This window comes from Roseobacter sp. GAI101 (genome assembly GCF_000156335.1).
Classification (GTDB): Bacteria; Pseudomonadota; Alphaproteobacteria; order Rhodobacterales; family Rhodobacteraceae; genus Sulfitobacter.
In genome coordinates this window covers 2,556,026-2,581,138 of record NZ_DS999213.1, presented here as the reverse complement: position 1 = coordinate 2,581,138, position 25,113 = coordinate 2,556,026, and the positions used below count along the sequence as shown (strand labels likewise).

The window sequence follows — 25,113 nt, the reverse complement described above, 5'->3', positions numbered from 1 at the left end:
TTCAAAAAGTCGGTTCGGAGTTCTCGAAAATTCCGGCACCTGGATCAATCGAAGGGGACAAAGCTTGACGCTTGTGCGCGGCCCCAGCGGGTTTTGTTGCCTTTGAAGTCGGGCGAGTTATCGTCCAGAAGGTATCCTTCGGGCAGGTAGCCAAACACCTCGTCGCCTTGGACCATGCTTTTGTCACCTTGGCGCAGCATCAGGTGGCGGGGCAGGAAATCGCTCGGATGCGTCAACCCTGCGGCACCTGTCATTTCTCCCAATGCGGCGAGGGTGTTGCGGTGAAACCGTGCAACGCGTTCGCTTTTGTGCCCGACATCAAGGGCACGTTGGCGGATAGGGTCTTGAGTCGCGACACCGACAGGGCAGTGGTTTGTGTGACACGCCTGTGCCTGGATGCAGCCGATCGCAAACATGAACCCCCGCGCAGAGTTGCACCAATCCGCCCCGAGCGCCAAGGCCCGTGCAATGTCAAAGGCCGAGACGACTTTGCCCGCGGCCCCAAGCTTGACCTGATCGCGGATGCCCGCACCGCGCAACGTATTATGCACAAAGGTCAGCCCTTCGACCATCGGCATGCCCACGTGATTGGCAAACTCAAGCGGTGCCGCCCCTGTACCGCCTTCGGTGCCATCCACCACGATAAAGTCGGGGACAATGCCGGTTTCCAGCATCGCCTTGACCATGCACATGAATTCGCGCTGGTGGCCGATGCACAGCTTGAAGCCCACCGGTTTACCGCCAGAAAGATCCCGCAGCTTGCCCAGAAATTCCATCATCTCGATCGGGGTGGTGAACGCGGAATGGGCCGCAGGCGATATACAATCACGCCCCATGGGCACGCCGCGCGCCTCGGCGATTTCTTCGCTGATCTTCGAAGCGGGCAGCATGCCGCCATGGCCCGGCTTGGCCCCTTGGCTCAGTTTCAGTTCGATCATCTTGATCTGGTCGCTGCTGGCCTGTTCCTTGAATTTTTCGGGGTCAAAGTTACCCGCATCGGTCCGGCAGCCGAAATAGCCTGACCCGACTTCATAGATCAGATCGCCACCGCCGGTACGGTGATAGCGGCTGATCCCGCCTTCGCCCGTATCATGCGCAAACCCGCCCAGCCGGGCCCCGGTGTTCAGCGCGCTGATGGCGTTCGCGGACAGTGATCCAAAGCTCATCGCCGAGATGTTGTAAATCGAGGCATTATAAGGTTGTGCGCAATCCTTGCCGCCAATGCGCACACGAAAGTCGGTGTCTTCGATATGGACCGGCTGAACCGAGTGCGTCACCCAGGAATAACCGGCATCATAGACCCGCATCCGGGTGCCGAAGGGCCGTGCATCTTCCTGCCCTTTGGCGCGCTGATAGACCAGGGATCGGTCGTCGCGGCTGAAGGGTTCTTCGTCCTGATCGGATTCAATCAGATACTGCCGAATCTCTGGCCGGATTCCTTCAAAGAAAAACCGCATATGTCCCAACACAGGGTAATTCCGCAGGATCGAATGTTTCTCCTGGACAAGGTCATAGGTGCCCATCGACGACAAGATGCCGAACAGCGCCAGCGGTATGATGAACCATGCTGACCAGACGGCCATCAAGATCAATGAAACCAGCGCCAAAACGACGACTCCTGCAAAGGTGGCAAAGCGGGCAAGGGACGGGATTTTGTGCATGGATGCTCCTGCTGATGCGATTTTTTTAGGCTGAAATACTTATCGGCCGCACGTATATCATAATATTCTCAAATGTGTCTGAACGCGTCCGATATAAGTTCGACCGAGTGAAACTGGAATGTTTGATTTTATCAACAGTCCCTCTTTGTTTGGGTTTGCAAAATTCGATCTCCAATAAATCTGCATTTATTTGCAGGGTCTTAGCGTTCTTGCCTTGCTGTTCAAAATTTTTACCGCTTAGTATATCCAACGACTTGATAAAATAACATAACCTAGGGCCAGGCTTTGGCTTGGCAATCCCTTCGCCTTGTGCGCGGCGCGGAAATCCATGCTGAAGGCCAAATAAATTGACTTGTTTAACGGCTCGGTATCTGCGTTCATTCAGGCTATGATAGAAAATCCGCGCATAAATGACGCGGGTTCTGAGTAAAAAGTTGGGAGACTTCAAATGACGATTTTCAAGTCCATCGCCATCGCATCCGCGCTTGTCGCGGGGACTGCTGCGACAGCGCAAGAAAAATTCATCACCATCGGCACCGGTGGCCAGACAGGTGTTTACTTTGTCGTGGGTCAGTCGATCTGCCGTCTGGTAAACCGTGACAGCGCCACAACCGGTCTGAAGTGCACGGCACCTTCGACAGGTGGGTCCATCGCCAACATCAACGCGATCAAGGCCGGCGACATGGACATGGGTGTTGCCCAGTCCGATTGGCAGTTCCACGCCTATAACGGTTCTTCGCAGTTCGAAGGTGACAAGTTCGACAAAGAGCGCGCAGTTTTCTCTGTCCATTCCGAACCCTTCACCGTGATTGCACGCGCCGATGCGGGCATCGAAAGCTTTGACGACCTTAAGGGCAAGCGCGTTAACGTGGGTAACCCCGGTTCCGGTCAGCTGGCCACGATGGAAGTTGTTCTGGCCGCCAAGGGTTGGACAATGGATGACTTTGCATTGGCATCCGAGCTGAAGCCAGCCGAGCAAGCCGCCGCACTGGGCGACAACAAGGTCGATGCGATCATCTACACCGTCGGTCACCCGAACGGGTCGATCCAGGAAGCGGTTTCCACCGTCGATGCCAAGCTGGTTCCAGTCGAAGGCGAAGCGATCGACAAGCTGGTCGCCGACAACCCGTTCTACGCTTATGCGACCGTTCCAGGTGGCATGTACAAGGGTACAGACAGCGAAGTTAAGACATTCGGTGTGAAAGCAACCTTCGTGACGTCGTCGGATGTTGATGATGAGGTTGTTTACGAAGTCGTGAAAGCTGTGTTCGACAACTTTGACCGCTTCAAGAAGCTGCACCCCGCGTTTGAGAACCTCAAGGAAGAAGAGATGATCAAAGACGGTCTGTCCGCGCCTTTGCATGACGGTGCCGTGAAGTACTACAAAGAGCGTGGCTGGATGGAGTAATCCACACTCTCTGAATATCACCAGAAGCGGGCGCACCCCGCTTCTGGACCTAATTTGTAAAAGACCTGCCCGACGATAATAAAAGTGCACCTGTCCTAAGACGGGGCCGCCAAGGGGACGATACATGTCAAATAATGATCAACAGCAAGCCGCTGCCGTCGAAGCCGAAGCCGCCGGAAAAGGTGGGCTAAGCCAGTTGGAGCTTGATGAACTTGTTGCTTCCTCTGACACCGGTGGCAGATCCGCGACGGGGAACGTTGGCGTTTTCCTTGCGCTGACAGCACTTGCATGGTCCTTGTTCCAGCTTTGGATCGCATCACCCATTCCCTTTGTCGTCGGTTGGGGTGTCTTCAACGACACTGAAACCCGTTCGATCCACCTTGCCTTTGCCATTTTCCTGGGCATTGCCGCATTCCCCGCAGCCCGCACCAAGGTGCAGCTGGGCCTTGGCGTGATTGTGCCGATTGTCCTGGCCTACCTGTTTATGGTCGGTGCCAAAGACGACACGCCGACATGGTGGATACCGCTTGTCGCCATCGCCATGGTCGCTTCGGTCGTCTTGGGGTCCCCCAAGAATCGCATTCCGATTTGGGAGTGGATCCTGGCCGTCGTCGGTGCGGCCTCGGCCCTGTATCTGTTCGTCTATTACCGTGAAATCTCGGGGCGTGTTGGCGCGCCGAACATGCAAGACACGGTTGTTTTCGTCATCGGCATCATGATCCTGCTCGAGGCAACGCGCCGCGCGCTTGGCCCGGCCCTGATGATCGTGGCGTCTGTATTCCTAATTTACAACGTCCTTGGTCCGGTCATGCCCGACATCATCGCGCACAAGGGCAACAGCCTGTCCGAAATCGTGAACCACCAGTGGATCACCACCGAAGGTGTATTCGGCATCGCGCTTGGTGTTTCAACCTCGTTTGTTTTCCTGTTCGTTCTGTTCGGCGCATTGCTGGATAAGGCGGGCGCGGGCAACTATTTCATTCAGGTGGCGTTCAGCCTGATGGGGCACATGAAGGGCGGGCCTGCAAAAGCGGCTGTGGTTTCTTCGGCCATGACGGGCCTCATCTCGGGCTCTTCCATCGCAAACGTCGTCACCACCGGGACATTTACGATCCCGTTGATGAAGAAAGTCGGGTTCAGTTCGGAAAAGGCTGGCGCGGTCGAGGTTGCATCGTCCGTGAACGGTCAGATCATGCCGCCCGTTATGGGTGCGGCTGCGTTCCTGATGGTTGAATATGTGGGCATCCCCTATTTCGACGTGGTCAAACACGCGTTTCTGCCAGCGGTGATTTCCTACATCGCGCTCGTGTATATCGTCCATCTAGAGGCTCTGAAGGCCGGAATGGTTGGCCTTGAACGCCCCTATACGCCCAAGCCCATCATCCAGCGCCTGCTGGTGTCGGCATTCATCATCGCCTGCATCTGTGCGCTCAGCTTTGCCGTTTACTATGGCATGGGGTGGTTGCGCCCTGCATTCCCGAACAGCGCGGGCTACATCATCTTTGGTGTGCTGACGGCCATTTACGCCGCCCTGCTGTATGTCGGTTCAAAGGAAGAGCCGCTGAAACTGGACGATCCGAACGCGCCTGTCACACGCTTGCCTTTGCCCGGCCCGACGGTCCGGTCCGGTCTGCACTTTATCCTGCCGATCGTCGTGTTGGTCTGGGCGCTGATGGTCGATCGCCTTTCCCCCGGCCTGTCTGCGTTCTGGGCGACGACCTATATGGTTTTCATCCTCGTCACCCAGCGTCCGCTGATGGCGATTTTCCGTGGCGAAAGCCAGTTCGCCAATGATGTGGGGGAAGGTCTGAAAGACCTGATCGACGGTCTGGTCGTCGGTGCGCGCAACATGATCGGTATCGGCATCGCCACGGCGACGGCGGGTATCATCGTCGGCGTGGTCAGCCAGACCGGTGTCGGTTCGGCCCTTGCCGATGTGGTCGAGGTTCTGTCAGGCGGCAACATCTTGGCCATTCTGTTCCTGACGGCGGTCCTGTCGCTGATCCTTGGGATGGGGCTGCCGACCACGGCGAACTATATCGTCGTGTCCGCGTTGCTTGCCCCCGTCATCGTGACGCTGGGCCAGCAAAACGGATTGATCGTGCCGCTGATCGCCGTGCACCTGTTCGTGTTCTACTTCGGCATCATGGCCGATGTGACGCCGCCCGTGGGTCTGGCCAGCTTTGCGGCTGCCGCTGTATCCGGTGGTGATCCGATCAAGACCGGTGTGGTCGCGTTCTTTTATTCGTTGCGCACCGCCGCCTTGCCGTTCCTGTTTATCTTCAACACCGAACTGCTGCTGATCAACGTCACCATGTTCCAGGGCATATTCGTCTTCATTGTCGCGACCTTTGCGATGCTGCTGTTCGCGGCAGCGACCCAAGGTTGGTTCCTGGCGAAAAACCGTTTCTACGAAACGATTGCGCTGCTGCTGATCGCGTTCACGCTGTTCCGTCCGGGGTTCTGGATGGACATGGTTTTCCCACCCTACCTTGAGGAAGCCCCGGCCGAGATCGTGCAGGCCGCTGCCGATACGCCAAGCGGTGAAGATCTGCGCCTGCGTGTGTCCGGTGTCGGCGATCTGGGTGATCCTATCGAATTCGTCGCCCTTCTGCCGATCAGCGCAGGTGCCACGGGCGAGGAAAAGCTGGAAGCCGCAGGGATCGTCACGCGCATGGATGGCGACAAGATGATCATTGACGACGTGCTTTATGATTCACCGGCTGCGAGCGCCGGTCTGGACTGGGATCAAGAGGTGCTGCGCGTGCTCAAGCCGGTCGAAACCCCCAGTAAATACTGGATGTTCATCCCCGCTTTGCTGCTGTTGGCGCTGGTCGTCATGCTGCAACGGGGCCGCAATGCGCGTGGCACCCGCAAGGCTGTCGCGGCCTAGAAATGACTTTGTGCACGTTACGCATAGAAGCCATGCGATGGCCGCTTGAGTTGTCCGCAACTCCCCTGTTTCATGTTGCCAGAGATGGCGCTATGGACAGGCCAACAGGGGCGTTTGGCCGGAATTTTTCCCACCATCGCCGCCCCGTTGGACGGAGAATTCTCAAATGACACCTTTCGCAATCGCAGGCGTACAAATGTACGTCCACGCTCTCGAATCCAACGTTGCCGGTATGCTGCAACGCCTGGACATTCTGATGACGCGGTTTCCCTGGACACAGATGGTTCTGTTTTCGGAACTTGCCCCTTTCGGCCCGCTGGACCAGTTTGCCCTGCCACCGGAAAACGAAACGCTTGAAATCTTTCAGGCTGCGGCTCTCAAGCATCGCATCTGGCTGATCCCGGGATCGTTGTTCCTGAAAGATCCCGAAGATGGGCGCGTCTACAACACGTCCGTCGTGATCAACCCCGAGGGCGAGATCATCCGGCGCTATGCCAAGATGTTCCCGTTTCGGCCCTACGAAGCCGGGATCGCGGCAGGCACGGATTTCTGTGTGTTCGACGTACCCGAGGTGGGCCGTTTCGGTCTGTCGATCTGCTATGACATGTGGTTCCCCGAGACGACGCGCCAGCTGAGCAGCCAGGGCGTCGAGGTGCTTTTGCACCCTGTGCTGACCGGCACTACAGACCGCGACGCCGAACTGGCGATCGCCCGTGCCACCGCGGTGCAGTTCCAGTGCTACGTCATCGACGTGAACGGCCTTGGGGCTGGGGGCATCGGTAAATCATGCGTTGTTGATCCGACGTCGATGGTCTTGCACCAGTCAGGTGGTCAGGAAGACATGTTCCCGATCGAAATCGACCTGTCGATGGTGCGACGCCAGCGTGAAACCGGAATGAAAGGTCTTGGGCAGGTTCTGAAATCCTTCCGTGACCGGTCGACCGATTTCTCGATCTATGATCGCAACAGCGGGACGGACGCTTACCTGAATACACTTGGCCCGCTTGAGGTCCCTCAACAGGGGTCGCGTGCCGGCTTGTTCGTCGATGTGCCCGCGCAGCGCGTGCCGGATGTGCCAGCGTTCAAAGGCCATGACGCGACGCCCGGTTTTACGCAGCCCCAGCCAGAGTTTGCGCCGGAACCACTTGCAAATGAAACCGCAGGGACGGCGGCGATACACGCCCATGCCCCTGCAGCCGTACCCGCAGTTCCGACTGCGGCGACACCCAATCCACATGTAAAGCCCGGCACATTGGCCGGGACAGGAGAACCATCCAGCGGCTAAGCTGTCGCTTTGGGGTCCGGTCATCCTTTGGCCAGACCCCATGATGCAGCAGTGAAACGCCCATAGCGGAGTACGATTGATGCATTCTATGAACGATTATTCCTCGGCGATCCAACTTCGGTCCGACCGATGGAGCGCACTGCGCGAGGCCACCATGGCCTTGACCCGTGACCCCAAGAAGGAAGAGATCGATTTTCTGCGTGGCAAATGCCATGCCCTTTTCATGTCGCTCTCCTTTATCGAACCCTACTGGGCTTTCCCCGGCATGCCCGCGTTCGAACATCTGCAACGCATGCTGAACAACAGCAGCTTTGACGACCTGTCCTTTGCCGTGAACCGCATCACCCGCGCGCTGACCACCGGTGCCTATCGCCGCCGGTCGATCCCGCTGGAACGCGACAGCATCGACCACGAAGAACACGATGACGAAGCGATGCTGTCCCCCGAAGCACGCGCGCTGACCAAACCCTATTTCGAAGTGCTGATCGTCGATGACGTGAACGAACAGCAGGAACGCTGGCTCAAGTCCAACGTGTCCCGCATGCGCCGCGTCGAAGACCCATTCCATTACGAAGCGGTCGTCGTGCGTTCCATCGAAGACGCGCTGATCGCGGTGATGTTCAACCACAATATCCAGGCCATCGTGGTACGCCCCGGTCTGACGCTGAAGTCAAAGACGGACGAGCCGATCCTGGCCCGGTCCTTGGCCCGTGCCGGCGGTCAGGAAGAGATCGACAAGCTGCAGCCCGAAAACTATGGCCCCGAACTGTGCCGCATGATTGCCAAGGTGCGCCCCGAGCTGGACGCCTATCTGGTCACCGAACGGTCTGTCGAAGACATCGCAGGCCTTGATCTGGGTATCTGCCGCCGCGTCTTCTATAACCAGGAAGACTTTATGGAGCTTCACCTGAACATCCTGCGCGGTGTTCAGGCCCGCAACAAATCGCCGTTCTTTACCGCCTTGGTCGAATACTCCAAACAGCCTACCGGCGTGTTCCACGCGATGCCGATCAGCCGCGGTAAATCGATTACCCGGTCGCATTGGATTCAGGACATGGGCGCGTTTTACGGGCCTAACATCTTTCTTGCCGAAACCTCTGCCACCTCGGGCGGGCTGGACAGCTTGCTTGAACCGCACGGCCCCATCAAGGAAGCCCAGGAACTGGCGTCCCGCGCATTCGGGTCAAAGCAGACATTCTTTGCCACCAACGGCACCTCGACCTGTAACAAGATCGTCGTGCAGGCGCTGGTCAGGCCCGGAGACATCGTTCTGGTCGACCGCGATTGCCACAAGTCGCACCATTACGGCATGGTGCTGGCAGGCGCGCAGGTCTGCTACCTCGACAGCTATCCGCTGAATGAATATTCGATGTACGGTGCCGTGCCGCTGCGCGAGATCAAGCACCAGTTGCTGGCCCTGAAAGCGGCGGGCAAGCTGGATCAGGTTCGCATGTTGCTGCTGACCAACTGCACTTTCGACGGTCTGGTCTACAACGTCGAACGCGTCATGGAGGAATGTCTGGCGATCAAGCCCGACCTGATCTTCCTGTGGGACGAAGCATGGTTCGCCTTTGCGCGGTTCAACCCGACATACCGCCAGCGCACCGGCATGAACGCCGCCAACACGCTGCGCGAAAAGTTCAAATCCGCCAAGCACGCCGAAGCCTACGAAAAACAACAGGCCAAGCTGAAAGATGCGGATGACGAAACACTGCTGAACACGCGGCTGATCCCGCCGCCCAAGTCGCGGGTCCGAGTCTATACCACGCAATCCACGCATAAAACGCTGACATCCTTGCGGCAGGGGTCGATGATCCACGTCAACGATCAGGATTTCAAGGGCGAGGTCGAACAGTCCTTCCACGAAGCCTACATGACCCACACGTCGACCTCTCCGAACTATCAGATCATCGCGTCGCTGGACGTCGGGCGGCGTCAGGTCGAACTGGAAGGGTTCGAATTTGTGCAGCGCCAGATCGAAGCGGCCCTGTCGATGCGGCGTGCCATTGCCGACCATCCGCTGCTGTCGAAATACTTCAAGGTGCTGACCGCAGGCGACATGATCCCCGAGGAATATCGCGAAAGCGGGGTTACCAGCTATTACGATCAGGAACAGGGCTGGACCGACATGTGGGACTGCTGGGAAAAGGACCAGTTCGTCCTTGATGCCAGCCGTGTGACGCTGTTGGTGGGGGGCACGGGCTGGGACGGTGACACGTTCAAGACCGATATCCTGATGGATAAATACGGCATCCAGATCAACAAGACATCGCGCAATACCGTGTTGTTCATGACCAACATCGGGACCACACGGTCATCGGTCGCCTATCTGATCGAAGTTCTGGTCGAAATCGCCAAATCGCTGGACGATCTGCTGGACGATGCCAGCAAGATGGAGCGCCGGTCCTTCGACAACCGTGTCGCCAACCTGATGGAAAACTATCCGCCGTTGCCCGATTTCAGCCGCTTCCACGAGGCGTTCCGCAACGACAACGTCACTTCCGAAGGCGATATTCGCACGGCGTTCTTCCTGTCTTACGACGAAAAAAACACCGACTACCTCGACCTGAACGGAACCCTTCGCGAGGCTATGGATGCTGGCAAGACCGTCGTTTCGGCCAGTTTCATCATCCCCTATCCCCCCGGCTTTCCGATCCTTGTCCCCGGACAGGTCGTCAGCCAGGAAATCCTGTCGTTCATGCGTGCCTTGGATGTCAGCGAAATCCACGGCTACCGCCCCGATCTGGGGCTGCGCGTCTTTACCGAAGCAGCGCTGAAACGCGTGCGGAAGAAAAATCTTTCGTCTTCACCTGAATAAGAAAAGGACCCAAACCTATGACCACGACTGTTCTCAAGAATATCTCGGAAATCCGCCGGTTCTTTCACCGAAACGAAGACCCGATCTATTTCATCTCGGCGACCAACTTTAACCTGTTGGGGCTCGATGAATGGGTCAAGAACTTTAAATATATCTGCTACATCGACTGCTACGGCGGCAAGCACCCGAACGTGTTCTGCCCGTCCGAGCAGCCCCATGCCGAATTCCAGTCCATCGAGGACATCAACAACTATCTGTTGCAGCACAAGGAAGTCATCGACTTTATCAAACGGCGCGGCGGCAAGCCCAAGTTCGTGTTCCTGATGTTCGACGAAGAAACAGAACGTCTGTCCAAGGAATTGGGGGCTGATGTCTGGTTCCCAAAGGCCAAGCTGCGCCAGAAGATGGACAACAAGATCGAAACCGTCCGCATCGGCAACAAGGCCGGCGTGCCATCGGTGCCAAACGTGCTGGCAGAGGTCAAAGATTACGAAGACCTCAAGAAGACCTGCGAAAAAGCAGGCATCGGTCACGATCTGGTGCTGCAATCTGCCTTTGGTGACAGCGGGCACACCACCTTCTTCATCAAGTCCGAAGCAGACTTCCGCCGCCACGAATCCGAGATCGTCGGCGAAGGCGAAATCAAGATCATGAAGCGCATCGATTGTCGCGGCTCTGCGATCGAGGCGTGCGCCACATCCCAAGGCACGATCGTCGGCCCGCTGATGACCGAACTGGTCGGGTTCAAAGACCTCACGCCTTATCGGGGCGGTTGGTGCGGCAATGAAATCCTGTCCACGGCCTTCCCGCCGAAAGTCCGGCAAAAGGCTCGCGAACTGACGTTTAAATTCGGTGAACAGCTGCGCAAGGAAGGCTATCGCGGATATTTCGAACTGGATTTCCTGATTGACAAAAAGACCGGCGACATCTGGCTGGGCGAATTGAATCCCCGCATCACAGGTGCGTCGTCCATGACGAACCACGCGGCGTTCGCCCATGCGGATGCGCCCTTGTTCCTGTTCCACCTGCTTGAATTCTCGAAGAAAAAATTCAAGCTCGACACGTCGGAGCTGAACAACCGCTGGGCAGACCCGGACATGATCGACAGCTGGTCGCAGATGGTCATCAAGCATACCGAAGACAGCGTTGATATCTGTACCGAAGCCCCTGAAACCGGTATCTACAAGATGCTCGAAGACGGGCGTGTGGTATTTGACCGTTTCGATTATCACCGCCGTGCGGTGGAGTCCGAAAACGAAGCCTTCTTCCTGCGGATCCTCCAGCCCGGTGATTACCGCTATGAAGGGGCCGACATCGGTATCCTTGTGACCCGTGGCCGGTCGATGACCAAGTCTTTCCAGTTGAACGAGCGCGCGAAAAAGTGGATTCACGGGATCAAGCAATCGGTCAACGGACGCCCCTTGCCCGTTGCCGAAGCAGGCCCGGCCATGTCAGACCCGGCGTTCAAAATCCTATAGGGCTTGAAAGGCCAGCACATGCTATGGCGTGCGATATCAGAAGAATTGCCCGGTCCTAAATGGGCTGGGCTTTTCGCCGAATACTGGCCTCACTACCGCAAATGGTGGCTGAAGGAGGGCGAAGCCGTGCGCCCGACCTATGCCGAATGTCTGCGGGCGCTGAAAGCCCATATGCCCGAGATCGTCCCGCTGTACGAAGCGCTTAGTGAAATGGCCGGCGGCAGTGATTTGGCGGCAAGGTTCCTGAGCTTCTATTGCCCGCCGCCGTATCTGTCGGGCTGCAGCCAAGCGGTCTGGGGCGGCAGGGAACCCGTCCTGGTGCGCAACTATGACTATAATACCAACGCTTTCGACAGTCTGCTGCTGCACACGGGCTGGCAGGGGCGCAAGGTGATGGGCACTTCTGACGGGCTGTTCGGGCTGGTCGACGGGGTCAATGACGCTGGCCTGTCGATTTCGCTGACCTTCGGTGGCAGGCGGGTCGTGGGTGTCGGTTTCGGCGTGCCGCTGATCCTGCGCTATGTCTTGCAAACCTGCGAGACAACGGAAGAGGCAGGCAAGGTACTGGCCCGCGTACCGACCCACATGAGCTATAACGTCACCGTGCTGGACCGCAAACGCAAGTACCTGACCGCCTTCATGGCCCCCGATCGCGAAACGCTGATCACCAATGCTGCCGTGGCCACCAACCATCAGGAAACCGTTGAATGGATCAGCCACGCACGGTTTACCGCCACGGTCGAACGTGAACGCTATCTGCTGCAACGTCTGCGTTTCCATCGCGACCCCGAGGAAAAGTTCATCGGGACGTTCTTGAAGCCGCCGCTTTATTCACACCAGTTCAATGCGGGGTTTGGCACGCTTTACACTGCCGTCTACCGACCGCGGAAACGCGAGATGGAACTGCGCTGGCCGGGCACCGTCTGGTCCCATACGATTGATGAATTCGAGGAAGGGTCGCGCAAGGTGTTGCTGCCCGGCGTTGCCTGAACCCTGAGCAAAGGAAGTTCCCATGTCTCATATCTTTCCCCGCCACACCCGCAACCTGCCGCCGGTCGCCGTCAGCGGCGAAGGTTGCTACCTGACCGACGCCAGCGGAAAGCAATATCTGGACGCCTCGGGCGGGGCGGCGGTGTCATGCCTTGGCCACGGCGACACGGCAGTGATCGATGCGATCAAGCACCAGCTGGATCAGCTTGCCTATGCACATACCGGATTTTTCACCTCTGAACCTGCTGAAACCCTGGCCGATCTGTTGATTGAACACGCCCCCGGTGATCTGGACCGCGTTTATCTGGTTTCCGGCGGGTCCGAAGCCGTCGAGGCCGCGTTGAAACTGGCCCGGCAATATCACGTCGAAAGGGGCGAGCCGCAGCGCGGGCGCATCATCGCCCGCAAGCAAAGCTATCACGGCAACACGATCGGGGCGCTGTCGGCAGGTGGAAACGAATGGCGTCGGGCACAGTTCGCGCCCTTGTTGCTGGACATCAGCCACATTGACCCGTGCTATGAATACCGCCTGAAACACGATGGCGAAACGCCCGAAGAATACGGCCTGCGCGCCGCAAACCTGCTTGAGGAAGAGTTGCTACGTGTCGGCCCTGAAACCGTGATGGCGTTCATCGCGGAACCAGTCGTGGGGGCCACATCCGGCGCGCTGACGGCGGCCCCGGGCTATTTCAAACGCATCCGCGAGATTTGCGATCAATACGGCGTCCTGCTGATTTTGGACGAGGTCATGTGCGGCATGGGGCGCACAGGCGCTTTGTTTGCCTGCAGCCAGGAAGGCGTCAGCCCCGATATCCTGTGCATTGCCAAGGGCCTGGGGGGCGGTTACCAGCCGATCGGCGCTATGCTTTGTACGGCGGAAATCTATCAGACGATCGCGGACGGGACCGGTTTTTTCCAGCACGGGCATACCTATGTCGGCCATCCGACCGCCGCCGCGGCGGGTGTCGCAGTGGTTTCTGCCGTGTTAGAGCGTGATTTGCTGTCTAACGTGCAGCGCCAGGGCGACAGGTTGCGTGCGGCGCTCAACACGGCCTTTGGCCAGCATCCGAATGTCGGCGACATCCGCGGGCGCGGGTTGTTCATGGGCGTCGAGATGGTTGCCAACCGCGAGACAAAGGAACCTTTTGATCCGTCACGCGGGATCGCTGCCAAGATCAAGAAACACGCGTTTGAAAACGGGCTGATCTGCTATCCGATGTCCGGCACGATCGACGGGAAGACCGGCGATCACGTTCTGCTGGCCCCGCCGTTCATCATCTCGGATGCTCAGATCGACGAACTGGTTGAAAAGCTGGGCAAGAGCATCACCCAAGCCCTGCAATGATTGCCAAACAGCAAAAGACGGGGCACAGGCCCCGTCTTTCAAGATAGTGTCACGTCACGCGAAGCTGCGATTGTGTCACGCAGCAACGCGGTGGTGTTCGCCTTCTTCGATCTCTTCAACGATCTTGGCGATGAACGCATCCAAATCTTCGGGGGAACGGCTGGTGATGATCCCCTGATCGACGACAACTTCGCTGTCTTCAAAGTGCGCACCGGCATTTTTCAGGTCGGTCGCAATCGAATGATAGGACGTTGCCTTGCGGCCTTCGATAATTCCGGCTTCGATCAACAGCCATGGGGCATGGCAAATGGCCGCGATCGTTTTGCCTGCGTCGGCAAACAGCTTGATCAACGCCACAGCATCCTTGTTGGCGCGCAGGATATCGGGGTTCATCTGGCCGCCGGGCAATACGATGGCGTCATAGTCAGCCACAGCGACGTCAGCCAATGCCTTATCTGCAGGGACGGTCTGGCCCCAATCCTTTTGGTCCCAACCCTTGATATCCGCGCCGTCCGGGGTCGCAACGTGAACTGTCGCACCCTTGGATTTCAGGTCGTTCAGCGGGCGTTCCAGTTCGGATTGTTCGAACCCGTTGGTTGAAAGGATCAGGATTTTTGCGTTTGTAATCTGTGTCATTCTTATGCTCCTTGCTTTCGTTCAGGATCTTCACCGAACAAACGCATGCCTTCGCACGAACGTTCCAACAAAAGCGCCCCGAATTCGGGTAAAAAGGGGCGATTCAATGACTAAAACGTGTGGATTTTTGCATATCACCCGATAAAAACCTTCTGTATAAGCCCGCTATGAAAGACACGGTCGATCCTGATATCTCACTCCCGCTGACAGAGCTTATCGTTTGTCCGCAGTGCGATGCCGTGTTTCATTTGAAAGAGCCTGAGACGGGTGAAAAGGCGGTCTGCCAACGCTGTCACACCGTCCTGATCGCACCGCGACGGCAGGCAGGGCTGAAGATCATCGCGATCGCCTTGGCCACGTTCATTCTGATCATCGGGGCGACGTTCTTTCCGTTTCTGACGATTGATGCGGCGGGCAACAAGAATTCAGTTTCCGTGTTTGATTCAGCCTTGGCATTCTCGAGCGGACCCATGGTGCTGCTGGCGCTGGCGACGGCGGGATTGATCATGGTGGTGCCGCTGGTCCGCGCGATGCTGACGCTCTATGTCTTGGTGCCGATTGTGCTTGATCTGCCCCCCGCACGGTATGCGATGCAGGCGTTTCGGTTTTCCCAGGCACTGCAACCCTGGTCGATGGCGGAAATCTTTGCGCTTGGGTGTGCGGTGGCGCTGGTCAAGATCGCGGATCTTGCGACAGTCGGTTTTGGTCCTGCGTTCTGGATGTTCGGAGGATTGGTGGTTCTGCTGGTGGCGCAGGAAAGCTTTATGTGTAGATGGTCGGTATGGAATTCTCTGGAACACCCCAAAAAATCCTGAGCGCGCGGGAAATGGGCCTTGTGGCCTGCACGCGGTGCACTCGGGCCTGGCCCTTGGGTACGCAGACCTGCGGGCGCTGCGGGCACAAGATGGTGTCGCGCGATGCCCATAGCCTGCAAAAGGTATGGGCCTTCTGGATCGTCGGCCTGATGTGCTATGTTCCTGCGAATGTGTACCCGATGCTCAAGACCAAGACCCTGTTCGAGAATGACGAAAGTACCATCGTCGGTGGTGCGGTCGAATTGGCCCATCACGGTGCCTTCGGGATTGCGTTCATCATTCTGTTGGCATCTGTCGCGATCCCGCTCGCCAAATTCTGGGCGGTTGCGTATCTGGCTGTCAGCGTCAGACGACCCGGCGCGGGCGGCAACCATGCGCGCCATCTGATGTACGAAGTCGTTGAATACATCGGACGTTGGTCGATGATCGATATCTTTGTGGTTGCGATTTTGTCATCTCTTGTGCAACTCAATACCCTTGCAAATATTAACCCTGGTCCGGCAAGCATGTTCTTTGCATTGTCGGTTATTTTTACCATGCTTTCGGCGCAGGCGTTCGATTCTCGCTTGATCTGGGACAAGCAGACCAAGGACGGAACCCCATTAAATGACTGAAACGCCACCCGAAGTGTCGGTGAAATCTGCGCGCAGGCTGTTCCTGAGCGGCGCGTCCTTTGTCTGGATCATTCCGATTTTGGCGCTGTTCGCCGCGTTGAGCGTTGCCTGGAGCAGCTATAATGCGCGTGGGCCCGAGATTTACGTTGAATTCGACAAGGGTGCGGGCATCAAGGCAGGCGAAACCGAATTGCGCTACCGCGATGTGACGGTCGGCCGCGTCGAAGAGGTCGGGTTCAGCGAAGGATTGGGCAAGGTCGTTGCCACGATCCGCGTCGACAAGGATGTCGCCCCTTTCATCGATAACAGCGCTGCGTTCTGGGTCGTTCAGCCAGAAGTCACCGCTCAGGGGATCACGGGCCTTAGCACGGTGCTGAGCGGCGTCTATATTGAAGGATCGTGGAATGCCGAAGTGGGGACATTTGCCGACCGTTTTGTCGGGTCTGACGCGGCCCCGCTGATCCGTCCGGGGCAATCGGGCTTGCAGATCGCCTTTCGCACGGTGGGCAATGGCCAGCTGACAGATGATGCGCCGATCCTGTACCGCGGGATCGAGGTTGGCCGCGTCGGCAAGGCGCAGATCTCTCCGGGGGGCAACTTTGCCATCGTCGAGGCGCTGATCTACGAAGAGCACCGTAATCTGGTCAACAGTTCGACCCGCTTTTGGGACACTTCGGGCTTTAGCCTGTCGATCGGGCCGGGTGGCGCCGAGGTGGATTTTGAATCCATTGCGACCCTCGTCGGCGGGGGCATCACCTTTGATACCTTCGTATCGGGTGGCGACCGTGTTCAGGATGGCACCGTCTTCGAGATTTTCCCAAGCAAGGAGGAGGCACGCAGTTCCGTCTTTAATGCCTCCGAAGTCGATCCGCTGGAACTGAGCGTGATATTTGAAGATAACATATCGGGGCTGGCCGTCGGTGCGCCTGTCGAACTGAGCGGTCTGAACATCGGCGAGGTGGAATCCCTGTCGGGTATCGTCGATTACAACCAGTTCGGTGACAGCCGTGTGCGGTTGAATGCGACCTTATCAATCCAGCCCGCACGGCTTGGTCTGCCCGGTGAAGTGTCTGCGGCCAGCGCGCTGTCGCTGCTGCAGGATCGTGTCGCCAACGGGCTGCGGGCGCGGCTTGCTTCTGCCAGCCTGCTGACTGGCGGATTGAAGGTCGAGATGATCCTGGTGCCGGATGCACCCCCCGCCCGTCTTGTCGAGGCCGGGGACAGTTATCCGGTCATGCCGACAACGGAAAACGAGACGTCGGATGCTGCCGCGACAGTCGAAGGTGTGTTCACCCGGATCAACAACCTGCCGATCGAGGAATTGCTGAACAGCGCCATCGGTCTGATGAATTCGGCACAGATGTTCATCGGCAGCGACGAATTGCAGCAAACGCCCAAGGATGTGCGGACCCTGATCAACGAAGTCACCGGCCTTGTGTCGTCGGATTCGGTGAAAAATATTCCGGTGACACTGAACGCGACGCTGTTGCGCGTCGAAACGCTCGTCGCGACTCTTGAACAGGAACAGATGGCAAAACGCCTGCTGGATGCCGTGGATTCCGTATCGGCGGCGGCTGACTCCTTTACGACCTCGACCGAAGGTGTGCCAGCGTTGATCGCTGAAATAGAGACTGTCGCCGCCAACGCCGGCAAGCTGGAATTGCAGCAGCTGGTAGACGAACTGACCGCCCTGACCCGCTCTGCGGATCAGGTGATCGGCACGCCGGATGCGGTTGCCTTGCCGGGGTCGCTGAAGAACGCCCTGGACGAGTTGAACTATACCTTGCAGGAACTCCGCGAGGGCGGGGCGATTGAAAACGTGAACCAAACGCTCGCCTCTGCGCGCAATGCTGCGGATAACATCGCCGTTTCCGCGCAGGATCTGCCGCAGATCGTCGACCGCCTGTCTTCGTTGTTCACGCAGGCCAGCCGGACGATCGAAGGGTATAACCAAGGCGATCAGATCAGCCGGACGGCGCAGGATACAATGCGCGATATCCAAAAAGCCGCCGATGCGCTTGCATCTTTGGCGCGCACCATTGAACGTAACCCCAATTCGCTTTTGCTGGGACGGTAAAACATGAACATTTTGAAAACGATCGCGACTGTCGGCCTGACATTGACGCTGGTCGCTTGCGGGTCTGCGGATCGCTTTGCGGTACAGTCGCCTCCGGTCACCGAAAAGATCAGCATCAGCTTTGCCGCTGTCGAAGTGCGAGATGTGTCTTTGCCCAGCTACGCGGCGGCGGATGAAATCCATATCCGGAAAAGCAACGGGACGTTGGTCAGTTCTGCGGACCAGCTTTGGGCGGATGCGCCATCGCGCGCCGTCGCTCTTGAACTTAGCGAAAATCTGGCCCGTCTGACAAACCGCCGCGTCGCCTCGGAACCGTGGCCCTTCGAGGCCTATCCGGATGCGCGCGTCGAAGTACGCTTTAGCGAATTGCTGGCCTCGGATGCAGGTCAGTTCAGGGCATCAGGCCAGTATTTCGTCGCTGTGACGGATGGCAGACGCGAACGGTCGGGGCTTTTCGATCTGGCGGTTGGTTATGATCCCAAGGGCGGTCCGGCAGCAATTGCCGCAGCACGGGGGCAGTTGATCTTGGATCTGGCAAGCTTCATCGCCCGAGAAGGTCTTAAGTAAAGCAAAAGATTGCCGACCGTCAGTCGTTTCAACACTGGACAAGTGACACTTGATTGAGCAAGTAAACGACTGTTCGGGAAAAATTTACTATTATGAATGGCGCGCTGTTAGCGCCAACCGCAAATAGGCAATTCTTGGGGAATATGGTGGGAATTTCACCGCTTGTTCGTTAAGGTCGCCAAGAAGCAAGATCGAGTAAGTCATTTTCTGGCTTCGATAATTGGACAAGCTGAATATGATGAATCAGAGCTCACAGAACTTTGCACCCACCCAAGCCGATGACGACGATAGCATCGACTTCGGTGCGATGGTCGGCACGCTTTGGCGCGGCAAATGGATCATCGCGCTTGTGACGGCCATCGCTGTCGGTCTGGCGGCATATTACGCATATAAAGTCGCTATCCCGCTTTATCGGTCAACGGCTGTGGTCATTCTGGAAACCCAGCAGGACAAGGTTGTTGACCTACAGGCCGTCGTCGGCGGGTTTTCCGGCGACGCGACGGCAGTGAATACCGAAGTCGAAGTTCTCAGATCACGCGGCCTTGCCGGTAAGGTCGTTGATCGGCTGAACCTGATCGAAGACCCAGAATTCAATGCGCGCCTTAGAAAGCCGGGGATGATCGCGTCGCTCAAGGCGCGGATCAACGGGCTGATTTCTTCGGATGAAGCCCCGACGGATTTCGCCCCTGACAGTGTATTGATGCAGAATCGTATCCGCGACAACGTGGTTGCCAGCCTTCTGGGCAAGGTCGGAATCCGAAACATCACCAGAAGTCTGGTTTTCAACGTGACTGTTGAATCGCAGTCACCCGTTAAATCTGCGCTGATCGCAGATACATTCGTTGAGCTTTACATCCTGAACCAGATCGAAGTGAAATTCGAGGCGACGGAGAAAGCGACAGAATGGCTGAGCAATCGGGTTTCTGAATTGCAGATTGAGCTGGAGACAGCTGAAAAAAACGTATCCGGTTTCACGGCGCAAACGCAGCTGGTGTCGGTCGAAGCCTTGCAGGCGCTTGAACGTCAGATCAAGGATTTGCGCGACCGTATTTCAAGCGCTGAGACCGCGAATTCGGTGATCGAGACGCGGCTTGCCGGTTTGCTGGATGCCGAAACGGATGAAGCCAAGTTGAAGGCCGCCAATGACGCGGCGTTGGACCGGATCGCAGCCGGTGGTCTTGATACGGAAGCCAGCCAGAACTTGTTCGGCGCGCGATATGCTGCATTGATTGAACGCGCCCAGGCGGATTTGCTGCGGTCGAACCAACAGCTGAATGCCCTGCGTGTGTCAGAGGCAGACGTTTCAAATCAGGTTTCAAAGCAGGGGCAGGATTTGATTACCTTGCAACAGCTTACCCGCGAGGCCGAGGCGACCCGTTTGCTCTACGAGTATTTCCTGACCCGTCTCAAGGAAACATCTGCCCAGGAGGGTATCCAGAAGGCGGACAGCCGTTTGTTGTCCAAGGCCGTGGTTCCGGGTGCCCCGAGCGCTCCGCGCAAGACCCGCATCATTGCGATCTGGCTGATCCTTGGTGCGTTTCTTGGATCTTGCATCGTGCTGTACCGCGAGATGAAGACAAGCACCTTCCGGACGGCCAGTGATCTTGAGCGGCTTACCGGCTATACGGTGATTGGCCAAATCCCCCTTATCCCGTCGCGGGCGCGGATGGACACGCTGTCCTATCTGTCTGAAAAACCGACGTCGGCCGCGGCGGAATCCATTCGAAATCTGCGCACGTCTTTGATGTTGTCAAATGTCGACAAGAAACCGCAGGTCATCCTGTCGACGTCTTCAATCCCCGGTGAGGGTAAGACGACGGTGTCGCTGTCGCTGGCCAAATTCCTTGCCGGACTGGGCAAGTCGGTTCTGCTGGTCGAAGGCGATATCCGCCGCAGGACGTTGAACGAGTATTTCCCGACGCTGCCGAAAACAGGCATCGCATCGGTGCTGAATGGTGATGTGAAATTCGAAGATGCCATCCACAGGCCCAAAGGGTTCGAGGCTGACGTGCTGGCCGGTGAAAAGACCAACGTAAACGCCGCGGACCTGTTTTCGTCGGATACGTTCAAGAAATTCATCACCGAGATGCGGCAGAAATATGATTTCATCATCATTGATACGCCGCCTGTGCTGGTTGTCCCCGATGCGCGGATCATTGCGGAAAACGCCGATGCGATTCTGTTCTCGGTCAAATGGGACAGCACCAGCAAGGCGCTGGTCGAAGAATCCATGCGGTTCTTCCATAACTCAAATCAGCGCATTACGGGTCTGGTCCTAAGTCAGATCAATGAAAAAGGCATGAAAAGCTACGGATATGGCAACGATTCAGGATCGTTCGCCGCCTATGGCCGGGGATATTACGACAGCTAAATGTTCTGGGCGGCCCAAAGCGCTGCCTTGAACTTGCCCTGTTCTTTTCATGCGTCGGTCACACACATGCCGTGGTTGTCGAAGATCTTAACCGGAGATTTATCCGAGTGAGGTCACCCCTATGCCACATATCAAAGAGATCATGACTGCCGTTGGTACGCTAGGTTGTGCGATTGGCATCGGGTTTGTGATGCAAGGTTCTAGTTCATCCAATGAGCGCAACAGCGCTGCATCCGATGACGCCGTTCATGCGCATAATGTTCAGGCGCTTGACGCTGAAACGACCCTGCTCGAAGTGCAGGACATCAACCTGACCTCTGCTGATTTCGGCGTTGGTGATCTGCAAAACAGCGTCCGTCTGCCTGAAATGGATAGCCACGTCGTCAAAACGGCGGCCCCCGAAGTAGCCGCCCCTGTTCCCGGTGCATCCCCCCACGTCAGCGCGACGGACTGTGCCGTCACCGCAACCGCACGGCCCATGGCTGCGGCGATGGTAAATGTCGTGCTCGAAGCCCCCTGTCTGCCGAACGAACGGGTCACGGTTCACCATAACGGCATGATCTTTACCCAGACCACGTCACGCACGGGTATGCTTGATATCAATGTACCGGCGCTGGCTGAAACTGCTGAATTCGTCTTTGCCTTCGGAAACGGCGATGGCGCTGTGGCCCGCGCCACTGTCGAAGACCTTGCGGATTTTGACCGTGTCGTTTTGCAGTGGAGAGGCGAGACCGGATTCCAGCTTCATGCGCTTGAATTCGGGTCGGACTATGATGGCACGGGCCATGTCTGGTCCGGCAAACCCCGCGATATCGCATCGGCCATCACCGGCGAGGGTGGTTTCATGATCATGAACGGTGATCTTGGCGTCGCCGACCCCTTGCTGGCCGAGGTCTATACGTTCCCCTCGGGTATGGAAGCCACGGATGGCGGCGTTGCGTTAAGCATCGAAGCGGAAGTCATCACAGCCAATTGCGGTCAGGAGATTGAAGCCCGGTCTCTTGAGATGCGCGGTGCCAAAGGGATCAAGACCCAGGACCTGAGCCTTGCCGTGCCAGATTGTGATGCCGTGGGTAGCTTTCTGGTGTTGAATAATCTGCTGCAAGACCTGAAGGTTGCCAGCAACTAAGGCAACATCTGGGGTCACATGATCACGTTAGTACGTGCGGCGGTATGCGCCGCACTTTTCCTGTTTCAAGGGGTTCAATTTGCAGCGGCGCAAGACGTCGCGCTGACCTCGAGGGATGGCAAAATTGAACTTAGCGGTACGCTTTTGGGGTTCGACGGCACCTTTTATCGGGTCGAGACGGAATACGGCGAATTGACCATTGATGGGTCGGGCGTTGATTGTGCCGGACCGGGCTGTCCCAACCTCGAGAATTTCGTTGCCGAACTTTGGCTGTCGGGCTCTGCGACGATGGGCAAGATCCTGATGCCCGCCCTGATCGACGCCTTTGCCGCCCGCAACGGGTACAGCGCCACCCGTCAGGACGAAGATGAAAACAGCTTTACCTTTGTGCTGGTCGATCAGAAGACCAACAAGACCGTTGCGCGTTTCATGTTTCGTGCCAGCAACACTGACGAAGGCTTTGCCGATTTGCTGGCGGACGAGGCGGACATCGTGATGTCCCTGCGCGAAATGCGACCCGATGAACGGCAACGCGCCCGCGAGGCGGGGTTGGGCGATATGACTGGCCCGAACCGCAGCCGCGTGCTGGCGCTGGATGCCGTGGTACCCGTGGTTTCCGCGTCCAACCCGGTGCGCGGCATTTCCCCGTTGATGCTGGCGCGGGTCTTTGCGGGGCAGATCACCAACTGGAACGTCTTGGGCGGGCCGGATGCCCCGATTGATATGCACCTGCCCGATGACAGCAGCGGTCTTGCGCAGGCGATCACCGATCAGGTGCTACGTCCGGCGGGTCTGGATCTGGCCGAAACGGTTACGCGTCACGCGTTTCCTGCCGATCTGGCAGAGGCCGTGGCCAAGGACCCCTTTGCCATCGGCATCACCAGCTATGCCGAGCAGCGCGATATGTCGGTCCTGACCCTGACAGGCACCTGCGGCTTTGCGCTGGATGTGTCGCGGCGTGCGATCAAGACCGAAGACTATCCTTTGACTGCGCCGATGTTTCTGTACTTTCCCGCGCGGCGTCTGCCCCAAACCGCGCGTGAATTTCTGTCCTTCACCCGCAGCCCTACGGCGCAGATCGTCATCCGCCGCGCCGGCTTTGTAGATCAGACGCCCGAAGAAATCCCTATCGAAGATCAGGGCAACCGTTTCACCAACGCGATCACCGTCGCAGGGGCGGACGTCACCCTTGAGGAATTGCAGCGGATGACTGCAACCCTCAAGCCGATGGCGCGGCTTTCAACGTCTTTCCGCTTCGAAGCGGGGTCGATCCGGCTGGATGCTCAATCGCGGTCCAACGTCCAGCAACTCGCCCGTGCGCTTGAGATCGGGCAGTACGATGCCCGGCGTCTTTTGTTTGTGGGGTTCAGTGATGGTGACGGGGCTGGCCGCGCTAACCGCGAAATCGCGCTGCGCCGGGCCGAAGCCGTCCGCCGTGCCGTGATCAAAGCTGCCGTGACTGCCAACCTGGACCGCGTGACGCTCGACGTTGACGCCTTTGGCGAGGCAATGCCGATGGCCTGCGATGACAGCGCCTGGGGCCGTCAAGCGAACCGCCGGGTCGAGGTGTGGGTGCGCTAGACCCTAGCGAAACTGTGGCGGGTCGTATTTCAACAGGACGGGGACGACCAATTCTTCCTCATCGACAAGATGCCGGTTCAGCAAGGGGCGAAATCTGTCCAGACGGCCCTTCATCGCTGCGGCTGTATCGACAAAGCCGGGCTGCTTGCCTTGATACTGCAAGACTGCATTGGCGGTGTTTGCAAGGTCCGACAGAATGCCATCAAGGCTGTGATGGTCCGCGTCCAGAATATCAAAGCCCCGTGCGACGCTGGTATCCAGCCGCGTCATAACCGGAAAATACTGTGCGTCCTCGATCTGATGATGCCCATGCAACTGGTTGATCAGCATCCCGCCAAACCGGCTAAGCTTGCGCTTGTAACCGTCTTGCGCTTCGTTTCCGTCAAGGGCTGCCTTCACGTCTGTATCGAGCTGGTCGAGCAACCGGCGAAACATCAGATGGCGGTCCAGCCAAAAGGCGATCAACTGGGAATAATTTGCGTTCTGTTCCCAGCCGTTTCGTGGATAGGCCTTGATCAGGCTGCGTAGTGCATCGGGCAGGCCGTCGCGTTCGGTCAGGGATAACGTGGCTTGAATGGGTGTATCAGACATGTCTACGGACATAGTCCAGATGTCGGGGCAGGTAAATTCCGCAAATCTGAACAGCCGGCGCGCGTTTAAAGATACCCTTCCGATCGAAAGCTGAGTTCGCGGGACTTTCCGATGATGAGATGGTCGTGCAAGGTCAGGCCAAGGGCGGTGCAGGCCCCAAGAATTTGCTGCGTCATGTCAATATCGGCCTGCGACGGTGTCGGGTCGCCCGAGGGGTGATTATGCACCAGGATCAACGCGCTTGCGTTCAGTTCAAGGGCGCGTTTAGCGACTTCGCGGGGGTAGACAGGCACGTGGTCGACAGTGCCTTTGCCTTGTTCCTCATCGCCAATGATGACGTTCTTGCGGTCAAGGTATAGGACGCGAAACTGTTCAGTCTCGCGGTGGGCCATCGTGGTGTGGCAGTAATCCAGCAGCGCATCCCAACTGGATACGACATGCTGGCGCATCACCTTTGAACGCGCCAGACGGTGGGCCGCGGCTTCGATGATCTTGAGTTCAACAATCACGGCGTCGCCGACGCCCGTAACATCGCGCAACCGTGCTTCGGGCGCGGTGATAACGCGGTTGAAGTCGCCAAAACGATCCATCAGCGCGTGGGCAAGGGGTTTTACGTCGCGCCGTGGGATCGCCCGAAAAAGGACCAGTTCCAGCAATTCGTAATCTGGCATTGCCCCGGCCCCGCCTTGCATGAAACGCGCGCGCAGGCGTTGGCGGTGATCGGCGATATAGGACGGCTGTTTGCCCGAAACGGGCACTGTTTCTACTGCCTCGTCATGCAGGAACGGAAATACCGGTTCAGCTAAAGAGTTGTTCTTTCCCATATCCCGAAGAATTCCCAATCTTGGTTACGA

Annotated in this window: 18 protein-coding genes; 14 read left to right on the top strand and 4 right to left on the bottom strand. The window is 57.6% G+C overall.

All coding sequences use genetic code 11. The features are described 5' to 3' along the window. Positions 1-44 precede the first annotated feature (44 nt). Positions 45-1,661 (bottom strand): FMN-binding glutamate synthase family protein, encoded by a 1,617-nt coding sequence (locus RGAI101_RS11990; RefSeq protein ID WP_008226795.1) that lies wholly within the window; start codon positions 1,659-1,661, stop codon positions 45-47. 448 nt (positions 1,662-2,109) lie between these two features. Here RGAI101_RS11990 and RGAI101_RS11985 point away from each other — a divergent pair, with 448 nt between their 5' ends. The 7 genes from RGAI101_RS11985 to RGAI101_RS11955 all read left to right on the top strand — a co-directional run bounded on the left by RGAI101_RS11985 (position 2,110) and on the right by RGAI101_RS11955 (position 13,878). Next, positions 2,110-3,069, top strand: coding sequence for a TAXI family TRAP transporter solute-binding subunit (locus RGAI101_RS11985; RefSeq protein ID WP_008225682.1), 960 nt, complete (start codon positions 2,110-2,112; stop codon positions 3,067-3,069). Positions 3,070-3,193: 124 nt separating this feature from the next. Then, positions 3,194-5,962 (top strand): TRAP transporter permease, encoded by a 2,769-nt coding sequence (locus RGAI101_RS11980; RefSeq protein WP_008228948.1) that lies wholly within the window; start codon positions 3,194-3,196, stop codon positions 5,960-5,962. Between the two features lie 166 nt (positions 5,963-6,128). After that, complete coding sequence (locus RGAI101_RS11975) at positions 6,129-7,247, top strand: carbon-nitrogen hydrolase family protein (RefSeq protein WP_008225870.1); 1,119 nt, start codon at positions 6,129-6,131, stop codon at positions 7,245-7,247. Between the two features lie 79 nt (positions 7,248-7,326). Continuing rightward, the gene (locus RGAI101_RS11970) at positions 7,327-10,065 is read left to right on the top strand and encodes an aminotransferase class I/II-fold pyridoxal phosphate-dependent enzyme (RefSeq protein WP_037228111.1); all 2,739 of its coding nucleotides are present in this window, start codon (positions 7,327-7,329) and stop codon (positions 10,063-10,065) included. A 17-nt stretch (positions 10,066-10,082) separates the two neighbouring features. Further along, positions 10,083-11,543, top strand: coding sequence for a biotin carboxylase (locus RGAI101_RS11965; protein ID WP_008227599.1), 1,461 nt, complete (start codon positions 10,083-10,085; stop codon positions 11,541-11,543). An 18-nt stretch (positions 11,544-11,561) separates the two neighbouring features. After that, the gene (locus RGAI101_RS11960; RefSeq protein WP_008229062.1) at positions 11,562-12,533 is read left to right on the top strand and encodes a C45 family autoproteolytic acyltransferase/hydolase; all 972 of its coding nucleotides are present in this window, start codon (positions 11,562-11,564) and stop codon (positions 12,531-12,533) included. A 22-nt stretch (positions 12,534-12,555) separates the two neighbouring features. Then, positions 12,556-13,878, top strand: coding sequence for an aspartate aminotransferase family protein (locus RGAI101_RS11955; protein WP_008228613.1), 1,323 nt, complete (start codon positions 12,556-12,558; stop codon positions 13,876-13,878). Positions 13,879-13,953: 75 nt separating this feature from the next. On the opposite strand, the gene RGAI101_RS11950 is transcribed toward RGAI101_RS11955, so the two are convergent. Further along, the gene (locus RGAI101_RS11950) at positions 13,954-14,514 is read right to left on the bottom strand and encodes a type 1 glutamine amidotransferase domain-containing protein (protein ID WP_008226752.1); all 561 of its coding nucleotides are present in this window, start codon (positions 14,512-14,514) and stop codon (positions 13,954-13,956) included. A 167-nt stretch (positions 14,515-14,681) separates the two neighbouring features. On the opposite strand from RGAI101_RS11950, the gene RGAI101_RS11945 reads away from it, so the two are divergent. From RGAI101_RS11945 to RGAI101_RS11915, 7 genes are all read left to right on the top strand, one after another. Continuing rightward, positions 14,682-15,329: a paraquat-inducible protein A gene (locus RGAI101_RS11945; RefSeq protein WP_008225796.1), complete on the top strand. Its 648-nt coding sequence runs from the start codon at positions 14,682-14,684 to the stop codon at positions 15,327-15,329. 11 nt (positions 15,330-15,340) lie between these two features. Further along, a complete protein-coding gene (locus RGAI101_RS11940; protein ID WP_037228109.1) occupies positions 15,341-15,943 on the top strand; it encodes a paraquat-inducible protein A in 603 nt (200 codons plus the stop codon). Then, positions 15,936-18,020, top strand: coding sequence for an MlaD family protein (locus tag RGAI101_RS11935; RefSeq protein ID WP_008226442.1), 2,085 nt, complete (start codon positions 15,936-15,938; stop codon positions 18,018-18,020). Before RGAI101_RS11940 ends, RGAI101_RS11935 begins: the two co-directional genes overlap by 8 nt. A 3-nt stretch (positions 18,021-18,023) precedes the next feature. After that, positions 18,024-18,587: a PqiC family protein gene (locus RGAI101_RS11930; RefSeq protein ID WP_008225263.1), complete on the top strand. Its 564-nt coding sequence runs from the start codon at positions 18,024-18,026 to the stop codon at positions 18,585-18,587. A 235-nt stretch (positions 18,588-18,822) separates the two neighbouring features. Then, positions 18,823-20,958, top strand: coding sequence for a polysaccharide biosynthesis tyrosine autokinase (locus RGAI101_RS11925; protein ID WP_037229486.1), 2,136 nt, complete (start codon positions 18,823-18,825; stop codon positions 20,956-20,958). Positions 20,959-21,079: 121 nt separating this feature from the next. Beyond that, positions 21,080-22,087 (top strand): hypothetical protein, encoded by a 1,008-nt coding sequence (locus tag RGAI101_RS11920; protein ID WP_008225445.1) that lies wholly within the window; start codon positions 21,080-21,082, stop codon positions 22,085-22,087. A gap of 18 nt (positions 22,088-22,105) precedes the next feature. Next, positions 22,106-23,668 (top strand): substrate-binding domain-containing protein, encoded by a 1,563-nt coding sequence (locus RGAI101_RS11915; RefSeq protein WP_008228143.1) that lies wholly within the window; start codon positions 22,106-22,108, stop codon positions 23,666-23,668. 3 nt (positions 23,669-23,671) lie between these two features. On the opposite strand, the gene RGAI101_RS11910 is transcribed toward RGAI101_RS11915, so the two are convergent. Together RGAI101_RS11910 and radC are read right to left on the bottom strand one after the other, a co-directional pair. Beyond that, a complete protein-coding gene (locus RGAI101_RS11910; RefSeq protein ID WP_037229484.1) occupies positions 23,672-24,259 on the bottom strand; it encodes a hemerythrin domain-containing protein in 588 nt (195 codons plus the stop codon). Between the two features lie 65 nt (positions 24,260-24,324). Continuing rightward, entirely contained in the window at positions 24,325-25,083 is a 759-nt protein-coding gene (radC, locus tag RGAI101_RS11905; RefSeq protein ID WP_008229363.1) for a RadC family protein, read from the bottom strand. Positions 25,084-25,113 lie beyond the last annotated feature (30 nt).

What these genes read in the sequence shown, in the direction of transcription:
- RGAI101_RS11990 (WP_008226795.1), bottom strand. Translation starts at nt 1,661, where the DNA reads ATGCACAAAATCCCGTCCCTTGCCCGCTTTGCCACCTTTGCAGGAGTC.
- RGAI101_RS11985 (WP_008225682.1), top strand. Translation starts at nt 2,110, where the DNA reads ATGACGATTTTCAAGTCCATCGCCATCGCATCCGCGCTTGTCGCGGGG.
- RGAI101_RS11980 (WP_008228948.1), top strand. Translation starts at nt 3,194, where the DNA reads ATGTCAAATAATGATCAACAGCAAGCCGCTGCCGTCGAAGCCGAAGCC.
- RGAI101_RS11975 (WP_008225870.1), top strand. Translation starts at nt 6,129, where the DNA reads ATGACACCTTTCGCAATCGCAGGCGTACAAATGTACGTCCACGCTCTC.
- RGAI101_RS11970 (WP_037228111.1), top strand. Translation starts at nt 7,327, where the DNA reads ATGCATTCTATGAACGATTATTCCTCGGCGATCCAACTTCGGTCCGAC.
- RGAI101_RS11965 (WP_008227599.1), top strand. Translation starts at nt 10,083, where the DNA reads ATGACCACGACTGTTCTCAAGAATATCTCGGAAATCCGCCGGTTCTTT.
- RGAI101_RS11960 (WP_008229062.1), top strand. Translation starts at nt 11,562, where the DNA reads ATGCTATGGCGTGCGATATCAGAAGAATTGCCCGGTCCTAAATGGGCT.
- RGAI101_RS11955 (WP_008228613.1), top strand. Translation starts at nt 12,556, where the DNA reads ATGTCTCATATCTTTCCCCGCCACACCCGCAACCTGCCGCCGGTCGCC.
- RGAI101_RS11950 (WP_008226752.1), bottom strand. Translation starts at nt 14,514, where the DNA reads ATGACACAGATTACAAACGCAAAAATCCTGATCCTTTCAACCAACGGG.
- RGAI101_RS11945 (WP_008225796.1), top strand. Translation starts at nt 14,682, where the DNA reads ATGAAAGACACGGTCGATCCTGATATCTCACTCCCGCTGACAGAGCTT.
- RGAI101_RS11940 (WP_037228109.1), top strand. Translation starts at nt 15,341, where the DNA reads ATGGGCCTTGTGGCCTGCACGCGGTGCACTCGGGCCTGGCCCTTGGGT.
- RGAI101_RS11935 (WP_008226442.1), top strand. Translation starts at nt 15,936, where the DNA reads ATGACTGAAACGCCACCCGAAGTGTCGGTGAAATCTGCGCGCAGGCTG.
- RGAI101_RS11930 (WP_008225263.1), top strand. Translation starts at nt 18,024, where the DNA reads ATGAACATTTTGAAAACGATCGCGACTGTCGGCCTGACATTGACGCTG.
- RGAI101_RS11925 (WP_037229486.1), top strand. Translation starts at nt 18,823, where the DNA reads ATGATGAATCAGAGCTCACAGAACTTTGCACCCACCCAAGCCGATGAC.
- RGAI101_RS11920 (WP_008225445.1), top strand. Translation starts at nt 21,080, where the DNA reads ATGCCACATATCAAAGAGATCATGACTGCCGTTGGTACGCTAGGTTGT.
- RGAI101_RS11915 (WP_008228143.1), top strand. Translation starts at nt 22,106, where the DNA reads ATGATCACGTTAGTACGTGCGGCGGTATGCGCCGCACTTTTCCTGTTT.
- RGAI101_RS11910 (WP_037229484.1), bottom strand. Translation starts at nt 24,259, where the DNA reads ATGTCTGATACACCCATTCAAGCCACGTTATCCCTGACCGAACGCGAC.
- radC (WP_008229363.1), bottom strand. Translation starts at nt 25,083, where the DNA reads ATGGGAAAGAACAACTCTTTAGCTGAACCGGTATTTCCGTTCCTGCAT.